The organism is Chitinophagaceae bacterium, from assembly GCA_007695095.1.
In the GTDB taxonomy this organism is placed as follows: Bacteria; Bacteroidota; Bacteroidia; order Chitinophagales; family REEL01; genus REEL01.
On record REEL01000107.1, the window covers coordinates 22,139 to 44,515 of the forward strand.

The following is a 22,377-nucleotide window of genomic DNA, read 5'->3' on the forward strand; positions in this document are numbered from 1 at the left end:
GATCAGGGATAAAACTTTAGTAAAAGCTTTTATTCTTCAAATAGTAAGATTTTAACAAAGGACAGATTTTATACCGCTCATCAGCGGTATCTTCATATAGTCTCGATAAAGTGGTGTAAACTTGTTCAATTCCAATTTTATCGGACCATTCAAGAGGTCCCATGGGGTAGCCGGTACCTAATTTCATGCCTTTGTCAATGTCAGCTATAGACGCAGTACCTTCTTGCAAAGTAAAACACGCCTCGTTTATAATCATAAATAATACTCTTGGAGTGACCATTCCCACCCTGTCTTCTACCAGACAGTAATTCCAGTTTAGTTTAGCAGCAAGTTTTTTTAAGATATCTTCATCTTCTTTTTCTAAAAGTGAAAACTCTAAAACCGGTCTGTCCATGAAAGTTGGAAGTGTATTCATTCCAATAAGCTTGCACTGTATTTCACCATGAAAATCTTTCTGTATTTGCGCAAGCTGTTTTCTCACAGCACCAACAAATATTACTTTATCTTGCATGGGAGCATAATATTGCAAATTGTCTTCTTTTTCATCAAATTGGAGATCAAATATTAAATCGTACTTTCCTAAAATAGAGTCATTGACCAGTATTCGGTGATCTACATTAAACTCCTCAGGAATTTTTTTTCTTAATTCACTTGCAGAAACTTTTTCACCTATGATTAAAATATTCATTATCTGATTTTTCTTTTTAAATTTATGATTGGATATGACAAAACTAAAAACTCTTTTTTAAAAAGTAGTTTAAATTTTATAAACACCATTTATTTTTTACATAATCTTTAACATGAAAATAATTAAAACCGATAAAGCTCCCTTACCAATAGGGTCATACAGCCAGGCTGTTGTACATGCTGACACTGTTTTTGTCTCCGGGCAAATTGCAATTAATCCGGAAACAAATGAATTGATGACAGATAATATTGAAATAGAAACAAAAACCGTACTGAATAACTTAAAAGCAGTACTGGAAGCATCCGGAAGCTCTCTGGATAAAGTTATAAAATGCTCTGTTTTTTTATCTGATATGGAGCTGTTTGCTAGTGTAAATGAAGTTTACAGTCAATTTTTTGTAAATCATAAGCCTGCAAGGGAGGCGATTGCCGTAAAAGCATTACCAAAATATGTAAACGTTGAAATTTCTGCTATTGCAGCGGTTTAAATAAAATCATTTTTTGCTAATCCACGGGCTGTCTTTAATATAAAACCTCCAGGGGAGCAGCGCATGATTTTCAGCATAATCTATTCCTATTCTTTTAGATGAAACAATTGAAAAGTTATTATCAGGCATGTTTTCAATTGTTATAATCCCTTTATTTACTTCAGTACCATTGTGCAAATTGTTAACTCCCAGAGCTTTTGTTAACTTTCCGGGCCCGGAACCCAGATTGTGTAAGTTATTTGTATTTCTACGCCTCACCATTTTATCTACACCTTCAATTGGCTGTATGGCTCTGATAAGAACAGCATCCGGAATTCCTTTTTTGTTGGTAACAATATTGAGAAGGTAATGGATTCCATAACAAAGATAAACATAGACGGTGCCTCCGGGTTCATACATTACAGTAGTCTTTTTTGTAAACCGGTTTTGATAGGCGTGGCAAGCTTTGTCGAAAACACCATTATAGGCTTCTGTTTCTACAATTATTCCTGAGCAAAATTCTTTATTAATATTAGTAGATATCTTTTTGCCTAAAAGATTACGGGCAATTTGAACTACATCTTCACCTTGAAAAAAAGAAAAGTCGGTTTGCACTATAAGTTAGGGTTCTTTCTTACATATGAAAATCTTGATTCAGGTTGAACTACATAAATAAATTCAACATCCTCTTTTATGTGACAACTATTACAGGCTGCAATAAATAATTTCATCTGATGGTCAAAGTTTTCGGCATTTTTGCTTTCTAAAACTTTTTGTAATTGTGGAATTGATGTATTTAAAAAATCCTCTGAAGAAGTTGCTCTTCCGGGTCTTCTGGTTATTCCATATTCAATAGCTTCTTCCAAATGTTCAAGTTGATAGATTGCATATTCCCAGTTTTCATCTATCCCTGCCCAGTACAATTCCCCAAACCTGTAGTTAACCTCTTTCATAGCAGCAGAAAACCCTCCAAGATGGTTTGTTATTTCATCAAACTTTTCAAGAGTACTGCCTTTTAACCAGCCTCCACTGCCTACGGCTTCACTCTCATTATTATTTTCAATTGAACTACAAGCGTAGAAACTGACTGAAATGCTTATTATAACAAAGTATATTATTTTCATATTGAAGATGTAATTAAATTTAAAGATGACAAAGTATAACCTTTTTATTTGAATTACGTAAAGTTAAGAAATTGCTTTGAAACTTTATTTGAATTTCAAAATGCGAAAAAAAATAACCGTATGTTAAAATATATATTGATCTTTTTAATGATTGCTGTAACTTATGATTTAAAGGCAAGCGAACAAGTAGATGAACCGGATGATATTCCAGACTATATACCTCATACACTCCCAAATTATAATAGAGCAGGTTCTTTTTCGGCTCATCTTAATACTTTTTTCTTTTCTGAACCCAATACGATTAGTGTACCTGCTGCTTTAAGATTGTCTTATTCACCGGTGAATAACTTTAGTATTGGCTTAATGGCGGTTCATTATAAGTTTAAGCAAACGATTTCTACCGAAAATGGAACTCGTTTTTATGATGATGTTGTTTACAGACATTTTTTTTATGGCATAAATGGTCAGCTTTTTATCACTGATTTTTTGCATACACATCTTGGATTAAAAATTCATCCGGACTATTTCAATATTTATCTTAATGGATTTACGGGATATGGCACAGCAAATGCAATTAGCGGTGGTGACCCGGATACTGATTTTGTGAAAAGGGGTTCTAAGTTTGGTTATGGAATGTCTTTAGGCTTCAGAAGTTTGTTTACAGATACTATTGGCTTTTTTGCTGAAGCCGGATATTCAGATTATGGATATCTTAAAGCAGGAGTGAGTTTTTTAATTATTAAGTAGTTTTTTTACTTCTTTTATTACTCAAATGCTTCAGACGAATAACTTCTTTATCTTCCAAATATCTCCATTTTCCCCGGCTAAGATTTTTTTTTGTTAAACCGGCAAATAAGGCTCTGTCTAATTTTACAACTTCATAATTTAAATGTTTGAAGATTCTCTTTACAATGTGATTTCTGCCTTCATGTAAAGAAATTCCCACTACTTTTTTATCTTTTTCATCAGGGAAAGCAAGTTCATTTACAAATACAGGCCCGTCTTCAAGGGTAAGGCCGGCAAGAATTTTTTCAAAATCCTGAATATTTAATGGCTTATCAAGTGTAGCCATATATACTTTTTCAATTTCGTGAGAGGGATGAGTAAGCTTAAAAGTCAACTCACCATCATTGGTTATCAATAAGACTCCGGTTGTATTTCTGTCTAATCTGCCAACCGGGAATACTCTGTATTGGGTAGCTCCGGCTATATAATCTAAAACAGTACGTCTTTCTTTTTCATCTTCTACAGTGGTAATACAGTTTTTGGGTTTATTAAGTAATATGTAAACATATCTTTCAGGTTTAACTAGCTTCCCCTGATAAATTACTTTGTCATTTGGCTTTACTTTGTGCCCCATTTCCTTTACAACAACTCCATTAACTTTAACTTTTCCGGACTGAATAATTTCATCAGCTTTACGACGGGAAGCAATACCTGCATTCGAAAGATATTTGTTTAATCTCATTTCTTCAAATTCTGATGAATCTTTCAAATGAATAGAATCAATTTTTTGATTTTTCTGACTTTCCCTTTTCTTCATAATAATTAATTTTCTCTTTGCTGTTTTTGAAATGCATTCCACCCCTGAGCGGTTAAAGGATAATGATTGCCGGACTCGGTTACTATTACGGTTTTTTCTTTGGCAGCAGTTATATGACCCACAACACAAACGTCAGTTAAATTTTTAATCTTGTCATAATCTTTTTGGTCTACCGTAAACAAAAGCTCATAATCTTCTCCGCCACTTAAAGCAGCTGTTACCGGTGAAATATTAAATTCACTAGCTAAGGAAATAGTATCATTATGTAGCGGTATATGCTCTTCATATATCCTGGCTCCACATCCTGAAGATTCTGTGATATGAAGCATTTCAGAAGACAAACCATCGGAAATGTCAATCATTGATGTCGGAAGTATGTTGTTTTTCTTTAAAGATTGAATCACATCTTTGCGCGCTTCCGGTTTTAATTGTCTGCCAACACAGTATGTGTGTTCTGTTAATTCAGGTTGCATTTTTGGATTATCCAGAAAAACTTGTTTTTCCCTTTCAAGTAGCTGAATCCCTAAATAAGCTGCTCCTAAATCTCCGGAAACGCATATTAAATCATGTTCTTTAGCACCTGAGCGATAGACAATCTCATCTGCCGGAGCTCTTCCAATTGCGGTTATACTTATCATTAATCCACTTGGAGAGGTGGTTGTATCGCCCCCTACTAAATCAACTCCATACTTTTCGCATGCTAATTGAATGCCACTATACAATTCTTCCAAGGCTTCTACAGAAAATCGATTAGAAATAGCAATAGAAACCAATATTTGTTCAGGTTCTGCATTCATAGCATAGATGTCAGACAGATTTACAATCACAGACTTATATCCTAAATGTTTTAAAGGCATGTACATTAAGTCAAAATGCACCCCTTCTATAAGCAAATCAGTAGAATGGAGGCTAAATTGAAAATTCGTATCAATGACGGCAGCATCATCACCTATGGCTTTAATTGTTGAAGTATTTTCAATATTAAATTGTGAAGTCAGATGCTTTATCAATCCAAATTCTCCTAAGCTGGAAACTTCAGTTCTATTTGTATCGTGATTTTTTTTTGACATTTTTTCTGTATTTCATTACAAATTTACGGAGAATTTTAACCATTATGTAAAAAGCTTTTTAATATAGCATTGAATTTGAAAAAGAATTACTTTTAAAGTCAGACCTAAGACTTTTGATTTTTTTAGGTTAAATTTGTTTTTACAAACGATTAATCAGTAAATTATCTGTTATGAAAAATTATTTTTTTACAATTATTTGTTGCTTTATCTTTTTTTCTTTGTCGGCACAGGAAGGGTCTGTAGTTTCTGATGGAATTGAAGATGAACAAAACTTTGCGGTTCAGCAAAGAGATGCACAGTTTCCCGGGGGGGACCGGGCCATGAACGACTTCATATATGAAACGCTGAAATACCCTGAAGAAGCTATCAAGAATCGCGCTGAAGGTAATGCTATGATTTCATTTGATGTTTCAAGTGAAGGCAAAATATCAAATGTTCATGTTTTGTCCAGAATGGACGATGCACTTGCAGAGGAGGCAAAGCGAATAGTAAAAGAAATGCCTGATTGGGAACCTGCTTTAAGAAACGGAACACCTGTAAATGCTAACAAAATCATCACTATTTCATTTAGATTGTAAATAAATTTATGTACCGGGAAAAAGAAAACAGGGTAGTTGATGGTGTCTTAAATTCAGGGGATAATTTCTTTAAAAGCGATTTGCTACTTAAAGAATTTGTTAATAATCATGTTTCTTCCGATGCATTTACTTATATGCATGATCAGTGGACAAAAACCGGAAAGTCTGCTGCAAATGAAATGAATGAGTGGTCTTACTTGGCTGACAAATTTGGTCCGGAGCTTATCAGGAGAAATATGATTGGAGAAGATATATTTGAAATTCGATTTCATCCTTCTTACGATAGCTTACTAAAAGTAGCTGTCGAATCTGAAATGCTTCATGTTAAATGGGAGCCAAAGCTTCGTAAAAAATATAAAAAAGAACTGCATACACTTGGCTTTGTCTCAGGTTATCTTTTTTCTTTAACAGAGCAAGGGCAATACTGTCCACTTTGTATGACAGATGGTGTTGCCAGACTTATTGATAAATACTGCAAGCAGGAAGTGAAAGATAAACTCTTGCCCGGGATTTATACAAAAAATGCAGAACAGCTTCTAACCGGTGCTATGTATTTAACTGAAAAAAGAGGTGGCTCTGATGTTGGAGCGAATATTGTTTCAGCCAATAAAGCTCAAAAAGATACCTTCCTTTTAAATGGTGAAAAATGGTTTTGCAGCAATGCAAATGCCGACATTATTTTCGCACTTGCCAGAACCGACAATGACAAAAAGGGAACAAAGGGACTTTCTATTTTCTTACTGGAAAAGTATTTGAAAAACGGTGAAAAAAATCCAATTGAGATTTTGCGTCTAAAAGATAAATTGGGCGTAAGGTCAATGGCTAGTGCAGAATGCATGTTGAAAGACACAGAGGGCTTGCTGGTTGGAGAGGAGTTCAACGGATTTAAAGTAATGCTGGAAATGATTAATCTGAGTCGATTATACAACAGTCTTGCTGCTTTGTCTGCCGGCAGACGGGCAATAGTTGAAGCTTATACTTTTTTAAAACAAAGGAAAACTTTCGGTAAAATAGCTTTAGAGCATGCTTTGGTTAAAGATAAACTCGGGGAATTGGCTGCTCTCAATATCATCAGCTTTTATATGACCTGGAAAAGTATACAGACTCTTGATAAAGCTGATAATGGTGATGAAAATGCAAAAATTTCAATCCGGTTGCTAACCCCTATGGTAAAAAAGTTTACTGCTGAAAATTCTGTTTATTTATGTAGGGAAAGCATGGAATTGATGGGAGGTTTAGGTTATATAGAAGATGGAATAATTCCCAGGCTTATGAGAGATGTTATGGTTTTGCCTATTTGGGAAGGAGCCGGCAATATTATGATATTGGATATGCTAAGGGCTTCTTTGAAAGATGGTGCTTTAGAAAAGCAAGTTCAGTATATTAAACAAACTAGTTTTTTTACCGAGGAGGCTTCAACAATAGTTTCTGAAAAACTACATAAATTGCTACAAACAGCTGAAAGTTTCAAAAAGCTAAATGGAGATGAACTTGAGTTTGCAGCTAAATATTTTTTCCTGGATTTTATGCCCCTAGTCCAACTTGCGATTTTAGAAGAATACAGCAATGAAGCTAATCAAGAACGTATGATTGGCGCAAAGGAATACTTACTCTTAAAGATAACTAAAAAGCATAAACAAAAGCCTTACACTAAAGAGGATGTGATAAACATGATGGCCTGGAATTTTGACTGATAGAGAGAAAAATTTATAGAAATTTTAAAAAATAATTTTTACTGAATTTTAGTTTATATAAAGCTTATAACATTGATATCCTGATTTAAAAAAAATACATATGTTTTCTTTTGAAAAGCCGGAAAGTCTATATTTTTTATTAGGTTGGGTTTTATTTTTACTGATTTTTTTGTCTTTCTTCTTTTGGAGAAAAAAAGTACTTGCTAAAATTGGGCACTCTTCAACTGTGTTGAAGATGATGCCCTTAAGGCCAGGAGGTAAGTATATAATCAGTTTCGTGCTTTTTTCAATCAGCTTTTTTTTATTTGTAATTGCCTTGGCAAATCCAAGGGTGGGGACAAGTACTCAAACAGTTAGCAGGGAAGGAGTAGATGTTTTATTTCTCATGGATGTTTCAAACTCTATGATGGCAGAGGATATTAGGCCTAATCGCTTAGAGAGAGCAAAAAACTTTATGTTGAGGACTATCGGTGAAATGCGGGGAGATAGAGTTGGAATCGTTGTTTTTGCCGGAGATGCATATTTAAAACTACCTTTAACCGGTGATTATAGAATAGCATCAGCATTAACTCAAACACTGAGACCGGAAATGGTTCCTGTGCAGGGGACTAACATTCCCGCTGCACTGGAAAGGGCGGTTAAAAGCTTTGAAGAGGCCGAAATGGATCACAGAGTAGTTGTATTGATTACGGATGCAGAAAATCATGAAGGAGATATCGAAAGTGCAGTTTCGCTTGCTGTATCAGAAGGAATCAGAATTTTTGTTGCAGGAATAGGTACAACCGAAGGAGCTCCAATACCTGTGTATGATAGGAGAGGTATTCAAACAGATTATAGAAGAGATGCAAATGGGAGCATAGTGCTTACAAGATTTAATGAAGAAAAGGCAAGAATTTTGGCAGAATCAGGAAATGGTAAGTTTATTAATCTCCAAACTACTATGAATGCACATTTTGAGTTAATAAATGAAATAGGCGAATTGGAAAAAAGAGAAATTGATACAGTGGTTTATGTTGATTTTGAATCATATTTTCAATATTTTCTTTTTGCCGGTTTTTTATTCATTTTAATAGACGGATTTATCCCAATGAGAAAATCTATTTGGTGGGATAAACTAAAAAATAAGAATTAAAGGAGCTTATTGATGATAGAAAGTAAAAGAGGTAATATGATGAGAGCTTTTATATTTATGTTATTTTTATTGGTTTTACTTTCTGAAAGTTTGACTGCTCAAGTTAATATTCAGGGTAGACAAGATTTGAGAGAGGGTATTAGATTATATGAGGAAGGGAGTTATGAGTTAGCTGAAGAAAGTTTTAGAAGGGCAATTGAAAATAATGCAGGTGACAGAGCTCTTTATAATCTGGGAAACACACTTTATGCACAAGGTAGATTTGAGGAAGCTATGGAAGTTTATCAGAGAATACAGCAGGAAGCAACTGATAGGAATTTGCGTTCACGTTCGTTTTATAATCAGGGAAATATTCAGTTAGAAAAAGGAGAAATTGGGGAAAGTATTGAAAGCTTTAAAAATGCATTACGATGGAATCCTTCTGATGTTGATGCAAGGTATAATTTAGCATATGCTTTAAACCGATTACAACAAGAGCCCCCTCCGCCTCCTGAACAGGATCAGGATGAGGAACAAGATGAAAATCAGGATGAGCAGGAACAGGAAGAAAGTGGAGAAGGTGAAGGAGATGATGATGAACAGGAACAAGAGCCGGGTGATGAAGAAAGAGATGAGCAGGAGCAGGATAGCCGGCAGGATGAAGGTGATGCAGATTCTGATGAACAAGAACAGGACGGACAAAGCGACATTGATTTAAGTCCTGAAGATATTGAACGTATATTAGAGGCTTTGGAAGGTCATGAACAGGAATTGCAGGAAAAGTGGCAGGATGAACAAATAAGTCCGGCTGATAGAAGTATTGAAAAAGATTGGTAGTATGCTAAAGCAAAAACTTTTTTATTTAATTTTATTTTTAGTTATCCCTTTTGGGCTAATGGCTGAAGTAAGCTTTGAAGCCAGTTTGAATAGAGATAAAGTAGGCATGATGCAAACTTTTCAGGTGAGCTTTAAACTAACCAATGCAAGAGGAGGAAATTTTCAACCACCGGATTTGAGTGATTTTATGATAGTTTCCGGCCCAAATCATTCAACCAGCGTGCAGAGAATAAATAGGAATGTTGAAGAAACCTTTACCATTTCTTACTTTCTACGGCCAAGAAGACCGGGTAAGTTTACAATAGAGCCTGCTTCAATAAGTGTAAGTGGAAACGAATATCAGTCTAATCCTTTAACGATAGAAGTGATTGAGGATGACGTAGCACCTGACCAAAGGCAAGAAAGAGAGGAAACTGTCGATATTACCGCACAAATTCGGGAAAACTTATTTCTCAGATTATCTGCAGACAAAAGTGAAGTTTTTGTTGGAGAACAGTTAACAGTAGATTTAAAGATATATAGCAGAGTAAGGACAAGTAATTTTGCTTATGAAAACGCTCCTTCTTATAATGGGTTTTGGGTAGAGGAATTAGAGGTTGAAAATACCAATATTGGTATTGAAACTGTCGATGGTAGACAATTTGAAGTTTTAAAAGTATCTAAAGTCGCCTTATACCCTCAGCGTTCCGGTTTATTAAAAATTGACCCGGCTGAGTTGAAAACAACTGTTAGGGTTGAGATTCCCCGACAGAGAAGAAGTTTTTTTGATAGTCCATTTGGAAGTTTTCAAAATATCCCATACTCTTTTAAGAGCAATGCTTTAGAAATAAAAGTAAAGCCTCTGCCACAAACCGGCAGACCGGAAGGTTTTAATGGAATGGTTGGTGATTTTTCTATTGAAATGCAATATGATAAGACATCTCTGGAAGTGGATGAACCATTCACTGTTACATTAAGTAAGATCGGTACCGGCAATTGGCATAATGTAAGTAGCCCAAATTTAACTTTCCATGAAAACTTTGAAGTTTTTGACCCCAGAGTAAATCGAAACATCAGACAAAGAAACAATCGTTTAAGAGGTAATATAAATTATGAGTATCTGTTGATACCCAGAAGACCAGGGAGCTTTACCTTGCCCGAGTATAATTGGGTATATTTTAACCCGCAAACAGAAAGATATGTTTCACTTTCAGTAGGTGGGGATGAAATATTGATTGAAGGTGAGGACAGGCTATTATCTGATGCAAATAATATTCAAAGAAGGGAGGTTGAGCGGATAAGTGAGGATATACACTTTATAAGAACCGGAGAGCTGAAGGATCAAAAAATTCCGGGTCCATTTTATACAAACACACTTTTTATACTCTTATATACAATCCCTCTCGGATTAGCTGTTTTTGGATTTATTTACCAAAGGAAAAAAGAGAGAAAGGAAAGGAATCCGGTATTCTGGAAGCAACAACGAGCTTTTGAAATTTTTAGTAAAACCTTAAAATCACTTCAAAAAGGAACATTAAGTGATGAAGTGGTAGTTCAAAAGCAGCTCGTAAATGCAGTACACAATTATGTAGGGAATGTTTGCGGTAAAGGACATGCAATAACAGAAAGAGATGCAATAACAGAAGAGCTTTTAAAAAAAGGGGTAAGTGAAAAGGCAATTAAAAGCCTGTTAGACTTTATTGAGAAATTTGAGTTGTCTGTTTATGCTCCCGGTTACAAGTCGGCTTTTTCTGCTGAATCCCAAAAAGAATTATTTAATATAATAGAAACTATAGACCGTGAAGTTGCTAAAGTGTAAGTTAATTGAACAAATGAAGATTGGTTTCTTTATTCATTTTCGGCTAATTATTTTATTGATAACTTTTGTTTATTCAAATAATTCATTTGCATCCGGAAAAGATTTGTTTGAAAAAGCAAATAATCAATACAGTGAAGGTTTGTTTTTTGATGCGATAGAAAATTATTACCAATTGCTTGATGAAGGATATAGAAATGCGGATGTATACTTTAATTTGGGAAACGCTTATTACAGATTGGGTAAAGTTGGAAAATCTATTCTTAATTATGAGAGAGCTCTTTTGTATGAGCCTGGAAATGCAGAGATTTCTCACAATTTATATTTAGCCAATCAAAGAAGTGCAGATATTATTACAGCAGCTGAAGGTAATTTTTTAGATAAAATATGGATAATTTGGAAAGGCTTGTTTACTTCAACAACCTGGTCTGTTTTGTCTTTGATTTTTATATGGTTTGCCTGTTTGCTCTCTTTACTCGCTATATTTTTCGTTAAATCATTTACGATTAAATTTACAGCTTATCTAAGTGCTTTAATCTTTGGCGTTTTTTCTTTTTTCTTTTTATTTACATCAAATACCTTATATAAAGAAAAGTACGAACGTAGTTATGGTATTTTAATGACTACAACTGCAGATCTGAAAAGTGAGCCTGCAAACAGTGGCGAAACGCTTTTTAGAATAAGTGAAGGAACCCGGTTTGAAGTGTTGCGAAATGTTGAAAATCACTCCTATGTAAGGCTTGAAAATGCAAATTCCGGATGGCTCAAGAAAGATTATTTCGAAGAAATATTTTAAAGATTCTCAAAAGTGAGCTTCTGCCGGTTGTTAATTGGCCATTTCTGAGAAGAATTTAATCCTCATCAATTGAATTTCTTCATAGCTGATACCTTCATCTTTCAATTCTTTAAAAGCTTCATCAAGCTTGTCGTTTTCAGCCTCCATAAAATAATCAAATATTATTTCTTGTTGTTCTTCATCAAGCACATCATTGATGTAATAATTCAGATTAATTTTAGTACCTGAAAACACAATAGTTTCAATCTCTTTGAGGAGGTCTTCAAATTTGAGTCCTTTCTGGTTAGCGATATCTTCAAGTGGTATTTGTCTGTCAATATTTTGAATGATGGAGATTTTTGCAGCAGATTTATTTGCAATCGATTTAATGGTAAAGTCTACAGGCCGATCAATATCATTATCCTCTACATATTGCTCGATAAGTTTAACAAATTTTTGCCCATATCGTATAGCCTTACCTTTGCTTACTCCGGAGATGTTTGATAATTCTTCGGTTGTGACAGGGTAATTGGCTGCCATGTCTTCCAAGGAAGGGTCTTGAAAAATAATGTATGGAGGGACTCCCTTTTCTTTAGCAACTTTCTTTCTGAGATCTTTTAGCAGTTCGTAGAGTTGCGGGTCTAAAATAGCAGATCGTCCTGAGTCTTCTGAGGATCCGTTCTCGTTAATCTCAAAAATATGATTAAGCGAAATCTCAAAAGGCTTCGGATTTTTAAGGAAACTATGACCGGCTTCAGTCATTTTTAAAATACCGTACTGTTCAATATCCTTTCGAATTAAATTTTGTACAAGTGCATTCTGAATTACAGAAGTCCAATGATGTTTCTCTTTGGCTTTGCCTTTTCCGAAAAATTTAGTTTTATCATGTGAAAAAGCAATAATGTCTCTGTTTTTTTCACCCGTAATCACACCCACTATGTGCTTTATCTGATGTTTTTCATTTAGCTCTTTGATAACTTCCAAAGCAGTTAATACATCGTCTTTTACATCAATTTTTGCCTTTGGATTTCGGCAATTATCACACATTTTATTACATTGGCTTGTGTCATAACTTTCTCCAAAATAGTGTAATAAAAACTGTCTTCTACAAGATCCTGTTTCTCCGTAAGCAACCATTTCGTGAAGTAGCTGCGAGCCCATTTCCCGTTTTGCAACCTCTTTATTCCGGATAAATTTCTCCATTTTTTCAATATCCTTGTAGTTGAAATAGGTAATACAGATACCTTCCAGACCATCTCTGCCTGCCCTTCCGGTTTCCTGATAATAATTTTCAATACTTTTCGGGATATTAAAATGGATAACGAAGCGAACGTCCGGTTTATCTATACCCATACCAAACGCAATTGTAGCTACAATTACATCGGTTTCTTCCATCAAAAAATCGTCCTGTGTCTTAGCCCTAACAGCCGGATCCAGACCGGCATGGTATGGGGCCGCTTTAATTCCGTTTACAACTAAAGTCTGAGCAATTTCTTCAGCAGATTTCCTGCTTAAAACATAAATTATACCGGACTTACCGGGCTTTGTTTTAATAAACTGAACGATACTCTTCTTTGTATCCGAATCATTTGATTTATTTCTTATTTCATAATACAGATTGGTTCTGTTAAATGAAGAAACATATATGTTGGGAGTTTTTAGTCCAAGGTTTTTTACAATATCAGATTTAACTTTGGGTGTTGCTGTAGCAGTTAGAGCTATTAAAGGAATATTCGTTCCAATAAAATCTACCATCAAACGAATTCGTCTGTATTCAGGCCTAAAATCATGACCCCACTCAGATATACAGTGTGCCTCATCAATTGCAACAAAAGAAACATTTAATCCTTTAAAAAACTCTAAATTTTCTTCTTTTGTAAGCGTCTCCGGAGCCACATAAAGCATTTTTGTCTCCCCGCTTATTAAATCTTCTTTTACTTTCCTTATCTGAGCTTTAGTCAGGGAGGAATTCAAAAAATGCGCAATGTTAGGGTTTTGGCTATATGCCCTCATTTGATCAACCTGATTTTTCATCAGAGCTATCAAAGGAGATATTACTATTGCTGAACCTTTACTTAAAATTGCAGGAAGTTGATAACAGAGAGATTTACCCCCACCTGTAGGCATTAAAACAAATGTATCATTACCTTTTAAAATGCTCTGTATTATAGATTCCTGATTGTCTTTAAAGTTATCAAACCCGAAATAATCTTTCAGAGCTTGCTTTATATTTATACGTTCTTCTGCTATTTCCATGTATTTTACTTACTGAATTGATACTAAAAACTTAATTTTATGTTAATATAATTTATTTAGGCAATATTTCAATGAAATCTGTTGTGTATTTTTTTTAAAGCAGATTCTAATTATTAAATGTCATTTTTCATCTTGTGAAAAAATGTAGTAATATTGCATTGAAATGAACATACGAAGTTAACAAATTTATGTTCATTTTTATTGGAAAAATTAAAAAACAATGAGCAAAAATTACGCCGTAATTATGGCAGGTGGAATAGGCAGTCGATTTTGGCCTAAAAGCAGGACTGCTTACCCTAAACAATTTATAGATATACTGGGAATAGGCAAAACACTTATTCAGTTGACTTTTGATCGATTAGCTCTAGTTGTTCCCGCTGAAAATATTTATATTATTACAAATGAAAGTTACTATGGGTTGGTAAAAGAACAAATACCAAATATAAAAGACGATAACATTTTGTTAGAGCCTGCAAGAAGAAATACGGCACCGTGCATCGCCTACTCCTGCAGTAAAATTTTACATAATGAGCCTGACGCTAACATTTTAATAGCCCCATCTGATCATTTTATTCATGATGAAATAAAATTTAAAGACTACGTAAAAAAAGCATTCAGGTATCTCAAACTTAATCCTAAAGCTCTGTTAACATTGGGTATAAAGCCATCCAGGCCGGATGTAAACTATGGGTATATTCAATACCATGAAGATAAAGTTGAAGAAGGATTTCATAAAGTAAAAACCTTTACTGAAAAACCAAATGAAGAACTTGCCAAAACTTTTTTGAAAAGTGGTGATTTTTTATGGAATTCAGGAATTTTTCTTTGGAAAGCGAAAACGATAATGAATGCGTTTACTAAACTTCTTCCGGATATTTATGATGCATTTAGAGATGGCAAAAATTATTATTATCGAAAAGGAGAATCCGCTTTTATTAAAAAGGCATATACGCTTTGCACCAATATCTCCATTGATTACGGCGTTTTAGAAAAATCTAAAAGCGTTTATGTAATGCCTTCCAGTTTCGGTTGGACTGATTTGGGAACATGGGGAAGTCTCTATGATCATTATGAGAAAGATTATTTAGGAAATGCGGTTTCAGGTAAAAATGTCATTATCTATGATGCCGCAAATTGCATGGTAATGAATTCACAAGATAAATTAATGGTTTTGCAAGGGCTTAATGATTATTGCGTGATTGATACTGCGGATGTATTAATCATTCTTAAAAAAGATGAAGAGTCTACTCTAAAAAAGATTATGGCAGATATAAAAATGAAAAAGGGAGAGCGATTTTTATAATTAGTTATTTGTAGCAGGAATTTAGAAAAAAATCCATCCTAAATTTCTAAATTTGCACAAAATTTCATCCCTAATGCCCAAAAATAACTCCATAAAATCTGTTCTAATTATAGGAAGCGGTCCTATTATTATTGGTCAAGCTTGCGAATTTGATTATTCAGGTACTCAAGCGGCTCATTCTCTAAAAGAAGAAGGCATAGAGGTAACACTGATAAATTCAAATCCCGCGACAATAATGACAGATCCACTCACTGCTGATAATGTTTATTTATTGCCATTGAATGTAGATTCTATAGAAGAGGTGTTGCAAAAACATGATATAGATGCGGTCTTGCCGACTATGGGAGGGCAAACAGCTTTAAATTTATGTTTGGAAGCAAATGATATCGGACTCTGGGAGAAGTACGGTGTGGAAATGATTGGAGTAGATCCAAATGCAATAGAACTTACAGAAAATAGAGACAAATTCCGTAGCCTGATGATTGAATTAGGTGTAGGAGTTGCTAAATCTAAGATTGCAAATTCCTTTTTGGAAGGCAAAGAGGTTGCTCAGGAAATTGGTTTCCCTTTGGTTATTAGATCTTCCTATACTCTTGGTGGTTCCGGAAGCGGATTTGTTTTGAAAAAAGAAGATTTGGATGTTAAACTGGAAAGAGGGTTAAAATCCTCGCCCAGACATGAAATTATTATAGACCAGGCTTTATTAGGCTGGAAAGAGTTTGAACTGGAATTGTTAAGAGATGATAACGACAATGTAGTTATTATATGTACGGTTGAAAATTTTGATCCTATGGGAATTCATACAGGAGACTCTATAACAGTTGCTCCTGCTATGACACTATCTGATAGAGCTTTTCAGAATATGCGAAATCAGGCAATGAGAATGATGAGGGCCTTAGGTAAATTTTCCGGTGGTTGTAACGTGCAGTTTGCTTTAAATCCGGAAAATGAAGAACTTATTGCCATTGAAATCAATCCCAGAGTTTCCAGATCCTCGGCATTAGCATCTAAAGCAACGGGATATCCGATAGCTAAGATAGCAGCAAAGCTGGCTTTAGGTTACACTCTTGACGAATTGAAAAATCAAATCACCCAAACAACATCTGCTTTTTTTGAACCGGCATTGGATTATGTTGTGGTAAAAATTCCTCGCTGGAACTTTGATAAATTTAAAGGGTGTAATAAAGAACTTGGATTGCAGATGAAATCTGTTGGAGAGGTTATGGCAATTGGAAGAAGCTTTATAGAAGCACTTCAAAAAGCGTGTCAATCTCTTGAAAATAATAGATTAGGATTAGGAGCAGATGGAAAAACCTGGACCAGAACCGATGATGTGCTAAGAGAACTTGAAATTGCCTCTGATAATAGAGTTTTTAGGATTAAAGATGCATTTGAAATGGGTATCCCACTCCAAACTATTCAAAAAATTACCAGAATTGATGAATGGTTTTTAGTGCAAATTCAGGGATTAGTTAAAGCGGAATCAGCATTTAGTAAATATAAACGAATAGAAGATATACCGATTGACCACTTGAGGGAAATGAAGCGACTGGGTTATTCCGATGCACAGCTGGCCCATCTGTTAGGTGCAAATGAAGATGACATTTATAAATTCAGACACGAAAATAATTTAACCAGAACATATAAAATGGTTGATACTTGTGCCGCTGAATTTGAAGCACAAACACCTTATTTCTATTCCACTTTTGAGCAGGAAAATGAAAGCAAGCCGACGAATAATAAGAAAGTGATTGTCTTAGGGTCAGGCCCAAACAGAATTGGTCAGGGAATTGAGTTTGATTATTGTTGTGTGCATGGAATCCGGGCACTGAGAGAAATGGGGTATGAAGCAATTATGGTTAATTGCAATCCGGAAACTGTTTCTACAGACTTTGATGTTGCTAATAAGCTTTATTTTGAACCCGTTTTTTGGGAACATCTAAAAGAAATTATTGACCTTGAAAAGCCGGAAGGAGTAATTGTACAATTAGGTGGACAAACGGCTTTGAAATTAGCTGAGAAACTACACACAAATAATATCCCAATAATTGGAACGGCATACCCTGACATGGATCTTGCTGAAGATAGAGGTGACTTTTCTGATTTGTTGAAAAGGTTAGATATTCCTTATCCGGAGTATGGTGCAGCAACAACAGTTGAAGAAGCAATAGCTGTTGCTGAGCGAATCGGGTACCCTGTTTTAGTTAGACCATCATATGTATTGGGTGGACAGCGCATGAGAATTGTAATTAATAAAGAAGAACTTGAAAGAGCTGTTCTAAGTCTATTGAAACATCTGCCCGGAAATAGAATTTTAATTGACCATTTTTTAGACCGCGCAGAAGAAGCAGAAATAGATGCGATCTGCGATGGTGAAGAAGTAGAGATTATGGGAGTAATGGAACATATTGAGCCGGCCGGTATACATTCAGGTGATTCAAACTCGGTTTTGCCTCCATTCACACTTTCAGATGAGGTAATTGAAACAATGAAACGATATACCCGTGAACTTGCTTTTGCACTAAATATTAAGGGTTTAATAAATATCCAATTTGCTATTAAAAAGAATCACGTATATGTGATTGAGGCTAACCCCAGAGCTTCTCGTTCTATGCCTTTTATTGCAAAAGCCCATAATGTACCTTATCTGAATTATGCCACTAAAATAATGACAGGTAATTACAAGTTAAAAGACTTTAAAATTGAACCAAAGTTGGAAGGCTATGCTATTAAGGAACCTGTGTTTTCTTATGATAAATTTCCGGAGATTACTAAAGAATTAGGCCCTGAAATGAAATCTACCGGCGAAGCCATTCGTTTTATAAAAGATTTAAAAGATCCTTACTTCAGACATTTAATAAATGAAAAATCAATGTTCTTAAGTAAGTAATTCAAGAATATATGCTCAGATTTTTTGCCTTAGCAATACTAATACTATTGGTTTATTACTATTTACGCTATGTTTTTAGTCGATTTAGTTCAACTAAAAGTAAAACAAACTCCTCATCGTTTAAAAAAAAGAGCGATAGTTTTAGCAATAACAATTCTTCAAAAAATAACCGACCCGACTTTAAAGGTGGTGAATATATAGACTACGAAGAAGTTGATAAGTAATTTATTGCAAAATAACGGCTCTTTATTACTTTAAAAAACAAGATTAAAATACAGCTTTTTAGTCTTTTTATTTCTATTTTGAAGACAATATTAAAGAAATAGATTTTCTTCTCTTTTTACTATTGTTAAATCAGTTGACATATGCTTGCAATAAATTATGTGTTTTTTTGATAAAAAGCATAAAATGGATATAGTGAAATTTACTTGACTCTATCAGTCAGAAATTTAATTCTTAAAAATATTTTTTCGTATTTATTTTTTAAATTCAGATTTAATAAATATTTTGGTATACTTTTTAAACTTAACTATATCAAAATGAAAAAAGCTCTTTGTTTTATTTGGATATTATCACTGTTATTGATCAATAAACTTGATGCACAGGATAATGTTGGAATTGGAACCGTAAATCCGGACCCTTCTGCTATTTTGGAAATAAATTCTATTGAAAAAGGTATTTTAATTCCCAGAATGACCAGCACGGAAAGAAACAATATCATTTTACCCGCACAAGGTTTAATGGTTTATGATACAGATGATAACGCTTTTTGGTATTTTGATGGGACTATATGGGTCCAGGCAATTGGTCCGCAAGGACCTCAGGGTCCACAGGGTGCTGATGGAGTTGATGGTCTGAGTGCTTATGAAATTTGGTTGAGCTTGGGAAATACAGGTACTGAATCTGATTTTATAGCTTCATTGGAAGGACCTCAGGGAGTTGCCGGATCTGATGGACAAGACGGTGAAAGTGCTTATGAAATTTGGTTAAGCCTTGGCAATGTAGGCACTGAATCTGATTTTATTTCTTCTTTACAAGGTCCGGCCGGTGCAGATGGTCCGACAGGTCCACAGGGACCTGCAGGTGACCCGGGACCACAAGGTCCTCAGGGGGTTGCCGGTCCAACAGGGCCTCAGGGACCACAAGGTCCACAAGGCGATCCGGGACCCCCTCCATCATCTATTAGTAATTTAGTAGATGCGCTTTCATTTTCATCAAATACAACAGTTACTCAAACCCCGGGAGCAAATATTAATTACCTTTCTTTACCGGGATTGTCACATACTATAACTGTGCCGGCAGGACAAACTTATAAAGTAATGGCTGTAGCTTCCGGAACAGCAATTAACTTAGGGTCATTTGCAGACTGTACTGCACAATTTGCGTTTTTCTATAATGGAAACTTAACTGACTATGTTATGAGGACTGAAATTTTAGATAATGCTACAACATTAACCTTTGCTTATGGAAACTGGTCATTGAATACAGTCTTTGTATTAAACGCAGGTACACATACTATAGAAGTTAGAGGTGCCCATTCAGGACCCGGCGGAACCGGAACAAATATTGTTTTGGCGGATGGTGCAGGCTCAGTAGCTCAAGCCCACATGAGTTTAATGATAATTCGCTAAGGGTTTTCCAAAATTTATGTAATAATACCAATGATTTTTTTATCAACTTTTTTCTTATGTTTTTAACTCTTAAGCTTTTGTTTATATTTTTGATGAGTTCTTTAATTTTAAAAGCTCATCAAACAGACCGAATTGATAATACGAAAAACTCTCAGATGGAGATATCTAAAAAATCATCTGAAGATGATGCTGTTATTAATAAAGAAGGGCAGAACAGAGATATGCCGTCATTAAATGAACTTGATGAATACAGAGAGGCAGATTCTGAAATTAATAATAGAGAAAGACAAAGTATAAGAAGGGAAATTCCTCAAACAAATTCGCCGGAATAAATATAGCAAAAATGAAAGTAAATAAAAATATTTTGAAAAAATTAGGTGTTACTACTCTATTGATTACACTCAGTATTGGAATGTCTGCTCAATCATTATTTTATAACAATGGAGCAAATATTTTCATTAATGATGATGCAGTTGTGATAGTAAAATCATCTACTCTTGAGAATGCTTCCGGGACACTTGTAAACACCGGTACGCTCATAATTGAAGAAGATTTAATTAATGGAGATGATTTAAATGCCGGGGGGACTACGGGCTATTTTCAAATATTTGGTGACTGGATAAATAATGGCATTTTTAATGCAGGTGAAAGTGAAGTTGAACTTTCGGGAGGGAATCAGCTAATCGGAGGTACTTCAAATTCTGTTTTTTATGATTTGTCACTTTCGGGCTCGGGGATAAAAAGTATTGATTTAGATACCGAAGTGTCAAATATTTTCGATTTATTAGATAGAGAGTTAGCAACATCATCTAATACCTTATCTGTTACAAATACAAACCCTTTAGCTGTGACCTATACTTCTGGGTTTGTAAGTAGTGATGTTGGAGGTAAATTATTAAGAAATATGGATTCGGCTGATGAATATTACTTCCCTGTCGGCTCATCTAATATGACAACAAGAATCAGACCGGTAGAGATAAATCCACAAAGTACAGATTTACATAGTTTTGGTGTAAGAATGGCAAATTTAGATGCAAATGTAGAAGGTTATGACAGAAATGCTTTAGATAGTACTTTATGTAGAGTTAACCCGGAATATTTTCATGTAATCGAGCGACTTTCTGGAAACAATTCACCCGACATTTCTATTTTCTACAATCCTGCTGCTGATGGAAATTGGAACAAAGTTGGCCAGTGGAGAACTTCTTTATGGGAAAACTTAAATACACCGGTAGTTACAACTCAACCTAATTATGAAATTTTAACTGTTGAAGCTGTGTCGGATTTTACAGACCCCGTATTTGCACTGGCTCATCCGGGACTTATTTTAGATGAAACTTTGACAAATATTGAAGCAGTTAGCTGCAATGGTGGAAATGACGGTCAGATTAGTGTTAATGTTTCCGGAGGAACATCTCCTTTTAATTACAATTGGAGTGATGGCAACAATAGTTCTACAGCAGTAAATTTAACTGCCGGAAATTATTCTTTAACCGTAGTTGACGAGAATAATTGTGAATTCTCAACTAACTATACAGTACCTGAGCCGGATGAAATTGCTCTTGTCCAAAATGTAACTCCTGTATCCTGTAAGGATGGAGATGATGGAATTGCACTCCTTGATGTTTCGGGAGGAACACCGGGCTACGAAATATTTTGGCCACAGGGAGATACCGGAGTGTTAGCTACCGGTTTAACAGCGGGAACTTATGATGTCTTAATTACAGACATGAATGGCTGCGAAGAGACTTACACAGTTGAAGTAAGTGAGCTAGATGAACTTATCGTCAGTTTACTTTCTGAAGATATAAGTTGTTTTGGTTATAACGATGGCAGCTTAACTGCCTCAGTAGACGGTGGAACAGCTCCATATATTTATAATTGGGATAACTCTAATATTGACAATCCTAATCTTTCAGACCTAGAAGCAGGATCTTATAGCCTAACAGTCACTGATTTAAATGGGTGTGAATCTGAAATAAGTGTGCAGATTAACGAACCGGATGCTTTAGTTGTATCAGTTTCTGACGATCAGGTTATTCAGTTGGGAGAATCAGTAGATTTAGTTGTAGAGCCACAAGGAGGGAACTCACCTTTTACTTTTGTGTGGTCACCGGATGAGAGCATTCAGGATCCATCGCAATCAACAGTAACAGCCAGCCCTGAGATTACAACAACTTATACTGTAACAGTAACAGATGCAAATGGCTGTTCTTTTATGGATAAAATACTGGTGATAGTAGATGCAGTTTTATATGATTTTCCAAATGCATTTAATCCAAACGGATATAATAATGACTTTTTTGTACTAACTAGTCCATTGGTTCAGATAAAAAGTTTTCAGGTGTTTAATCGTTGGGGAAAGTTACTTTACGACAATGCCTCTTCAGGATGGGACGGAATGTATCAGGGAGAGCTGCAACCAATGGATACCTACGTTTATCAGGCCGTACTTTTATTACCTGACGGAAAGGAAGTTAAAGAACAGGGTGATTTTATTTTAATTTGGTAAACGTGTATTTGAAAAATTGAATGAAACAATCTATTTTTAACTATATTTAAACTTCCATAGAAAGTAATTTAAAAAAGATTCAACACAAAACTTACAGTAACAGA

19 protein-coding genes are annotated in these 22,377 nt (G+C 34.9%); 13 read left to right on the forward strand and 6 right to left on the reverse strand.

Translation table 11 applies throughout. The features are described 5' to 3' along the window. Positions 1-16: 16 nt before the first annotated feature. Entirely contained in the window at positions 17-688 is a 672-nt protein-coding gene (locus EA412_06775; protein ID TVR79188.1) for a 3-hydroxyacyl-CoA dehydrogenase, read from the reverse strand. A gap of 112 nt (positions 689-800) precedes the next feature. On the opposite strand from EA412_06775, the gene EA412_06780 reads away from it, so the two are divergent. Continuing rightward, complete coding sequence (locus tag EA412_06780; GenBank protein TVR79189.1) at positions 801-1,175, forward strand: RidA family protein; 375 nt, start codon at positions 801-803, stop codon at positions 1,173-1,175. A gap of 6 nt (positions 1,176-1,181) precedes the next feature. On the opposite strand, the gene EA412_06785 is transcribed toward EA412_06780, so the two are convergent. Beyond that, a complete protein-coding gene (locus EA412_06785; GenBank protein TVR79190.1) occupies positions 1,182-1,772 on the reverse strand; it encodes a DNA-3-methyladenine glycosylase in 591 nt (196 codons plus the stop codon). Further along, positions 1,769-2,278, reverse strand: a complete 510-nt coding sequence (locus tag EA412_06790; GenBank protein TVR79191.1) for a hypothetical protein — start codon at positions 2,276-2,278, stop codon at positions 1,769-1,771. The genes EA412_06785 and EA412_06790 overlap by 4 nt, the downstream gene beginning before the upstream one ends. A gap of 48 nt (positions 2,279-2,326) precedes the next feature. Here EA412_06790 and EA412_06795 point away from each other — a divergent pair, with 48 nt between their 5' ends. Then, positions 2,327-3,025, forward strand: a complete 699-nt coding sequence (locus EA412_06795; GenBank protein TVR79192.1) for a hypothetical protein — start codon at positions 2,327-2,329, stop codon at positions 3,023-3,025. Here EA412_06795 and EA412_06800 read toward each other — a convergent pair. Further along, positions 3,018-3,821 (reverse strand): rRNA pseudouridine synthase, encoded by an 804-nt coding sequence (locus EA412_06800; protein ID TVR79193.1) that lies wholly within the window; start codon positions 3,819-3,821, stop codon positions 3,018-3,020. The two genes, EA412_06795 and EA412_06800, sit on opposite strands and share 8 nt — an antisense overlap. A 5-nt stretch (positions 3,822-3,826) precedes the next feature. Beyond that, a complete protein-coding gene (thiL, locus tag EA412_06805) occupies positions 3,827-4,891 on the reverse strand; it encodes a thiamine-phosphate kinase (protein ID TVR79194.1) in 1,065 nt (354 codons plus the stop codon). A gap of 170 nt (positions 4,892-5,061) precedes the next feature. Between thiL and EA412_06810 the strand changes: the two genes are divergently transcribed. The 6 genes from EA412_06810 to EA412_06835 all read left to right on the forward strand — a co-directional run bounded on the left by EA412_06810 (position 5,062) and on the right by EA412_06835 (position 11,702). Then, on the forward strand, positions 5,062-5,469 hold the full coding sequence (locus EA412_06810) for an energy transducer TonB (GenBank protein TVR79195.1): 408 nt from the start codon (positions 5,062-5,064) through the stop codon (positions 5,467-5,469). Positions 5,470-5,477: 8 nt separating this feature from the next. Then, positions 5,478-7,163, forward strand: coding sequence for an acyl-CoA dehydrogenase (locus EA412_06815; GenBank protein ID TVR79196.1), 1,686 nt, complete (start codon positions 5,478-5,480; stop codon positions 7,161-7,163). A gap of 100 nt (positions 7,164-7,263) precedes the next feature. Then, positions 7,264-8,295, forward strand: a complete 1,032-nt coding sequence (locus EA412_06820) for a VWA domain-containing protein (GenBank protein TVR79197.1) — start codon at positions 7,264-7,266, stop codon at positions 8,293-8,295. A 12-nt stretch (positions 8,296-8,307) separates the two neighbouring features. Beyond that, positions 8,308-9,111: a tetratricopeptide repeat protein gene (locus tag EA412_06825; GenBank protein ID TVR79198.1), complete on the forward strand. Its 804-nt coding sequence runs from the start codon at positions 8,308-8,310 to the stop codon at positions 9,109-9,111. A 1-nt stretch (position 9,112) separates the two neighbouring features. Then, positions 9,113-10,909 (forward strand): protein BatD, encoded by a 1,797-nt coding sequence (locus EA412_06830; GenBank protein ID TVR79199.1) that lies wholly within the window; start codon positions 9,113-9,115, stop codon positions 10,907-10,909. 13 nt (positions 10,910-10,922) lie between these two features. Continuing rightward, positions 10,923-11,702: a tetratricopeptide repeat protein gene (locus tag EA412_06835; GenBank protein ID TVR79200.1), complete on the forward strand. Its 780-nt coding sequence runs from the start codon at positions 10,923-10,925 to the stop codon at positions 11,700-11,702. A gap of 30 nt (positions 11,703-11,732) precedes the next feature. Here the strand turns inward: EA412_06835 and recQ are convergent, their stop codons facing one another. Further along, on the reverse strand, positions 11,733-13,916 hold the full coding sequence (gene recQ / locus EA412_06840; protein TVR79227.1) for a DNA helicase RecQ: 2,184 nt from the start codon (positions 13,914-13,916) through the stop codon (positions 11,733-11,735). A 241-nt stretch (positions 13,917-14,157) separates the two neighbouring features. Here recQ and EA412_06845 point away from each other — a divergent pair, with 241 nt between their 5' ends. The 5 genes from EA412_06845 (at position 14,158) to EA412_06865 (ending at position 22,273) form a co-directional block, all read left to right on the forward strand. Further along, positions 14,158-15,240, forward strand: a complete 1,083-nt coding sequence (locus tag EA412_06845; protein TVR79201.1) for a mannose-1-phosphate guanylyltransferase — start codon at positions 14,158-14,160, stop codon at positions 15,238-15,240. A gap of 73 nt (positions 15,241-15,313) precedes the next feature. Further along, a complete protein-coding gene (locus tag EA412_06850) occupies positions 15,314-18,130 on the forward strand; it encodes a carbamoyl-phosphate synthase large subunit (protein ID TVR79202.1) in 2,817 nt (938 codons plus the stop codon). A gap of 539 nt (positions 18,131-18,669) precedes the next feature. Then, the gene (locus EA412_06855; protein ID TVR79203.1) at positions 18,670-19,761 is read left to right on the forward strand and encodes a collagen-like protein; all 1,092 of its coding nucleotides are present in this window, start codon (positions 18,670-18,672) and stop codon (positions 19,759-19,761) included. Between the two features lie 56 nt (positions 19,762-19,817). Then, positions 19,818-20,093, forward strand: a complete 276-nt coding sequence (locus EA412_06860; protein ID TVR79204.1) for a hypothetical protein — start codon at positions 19,818-19,820, stop codon at positions 20,091-20,093. A gap of 11 nt (positions 20,094-20,104) precedes the next feature. After that, entirely contained in the window at positions 20,105-22,273 is a 2,169-nt protein-coding gene (locus EA412_06865; GenBank protein ID TVR79205.1) for a hypothetical protein, read from the forward strand. Positions 22,274-22,377 lie beyond the last annotated feature (104 nt).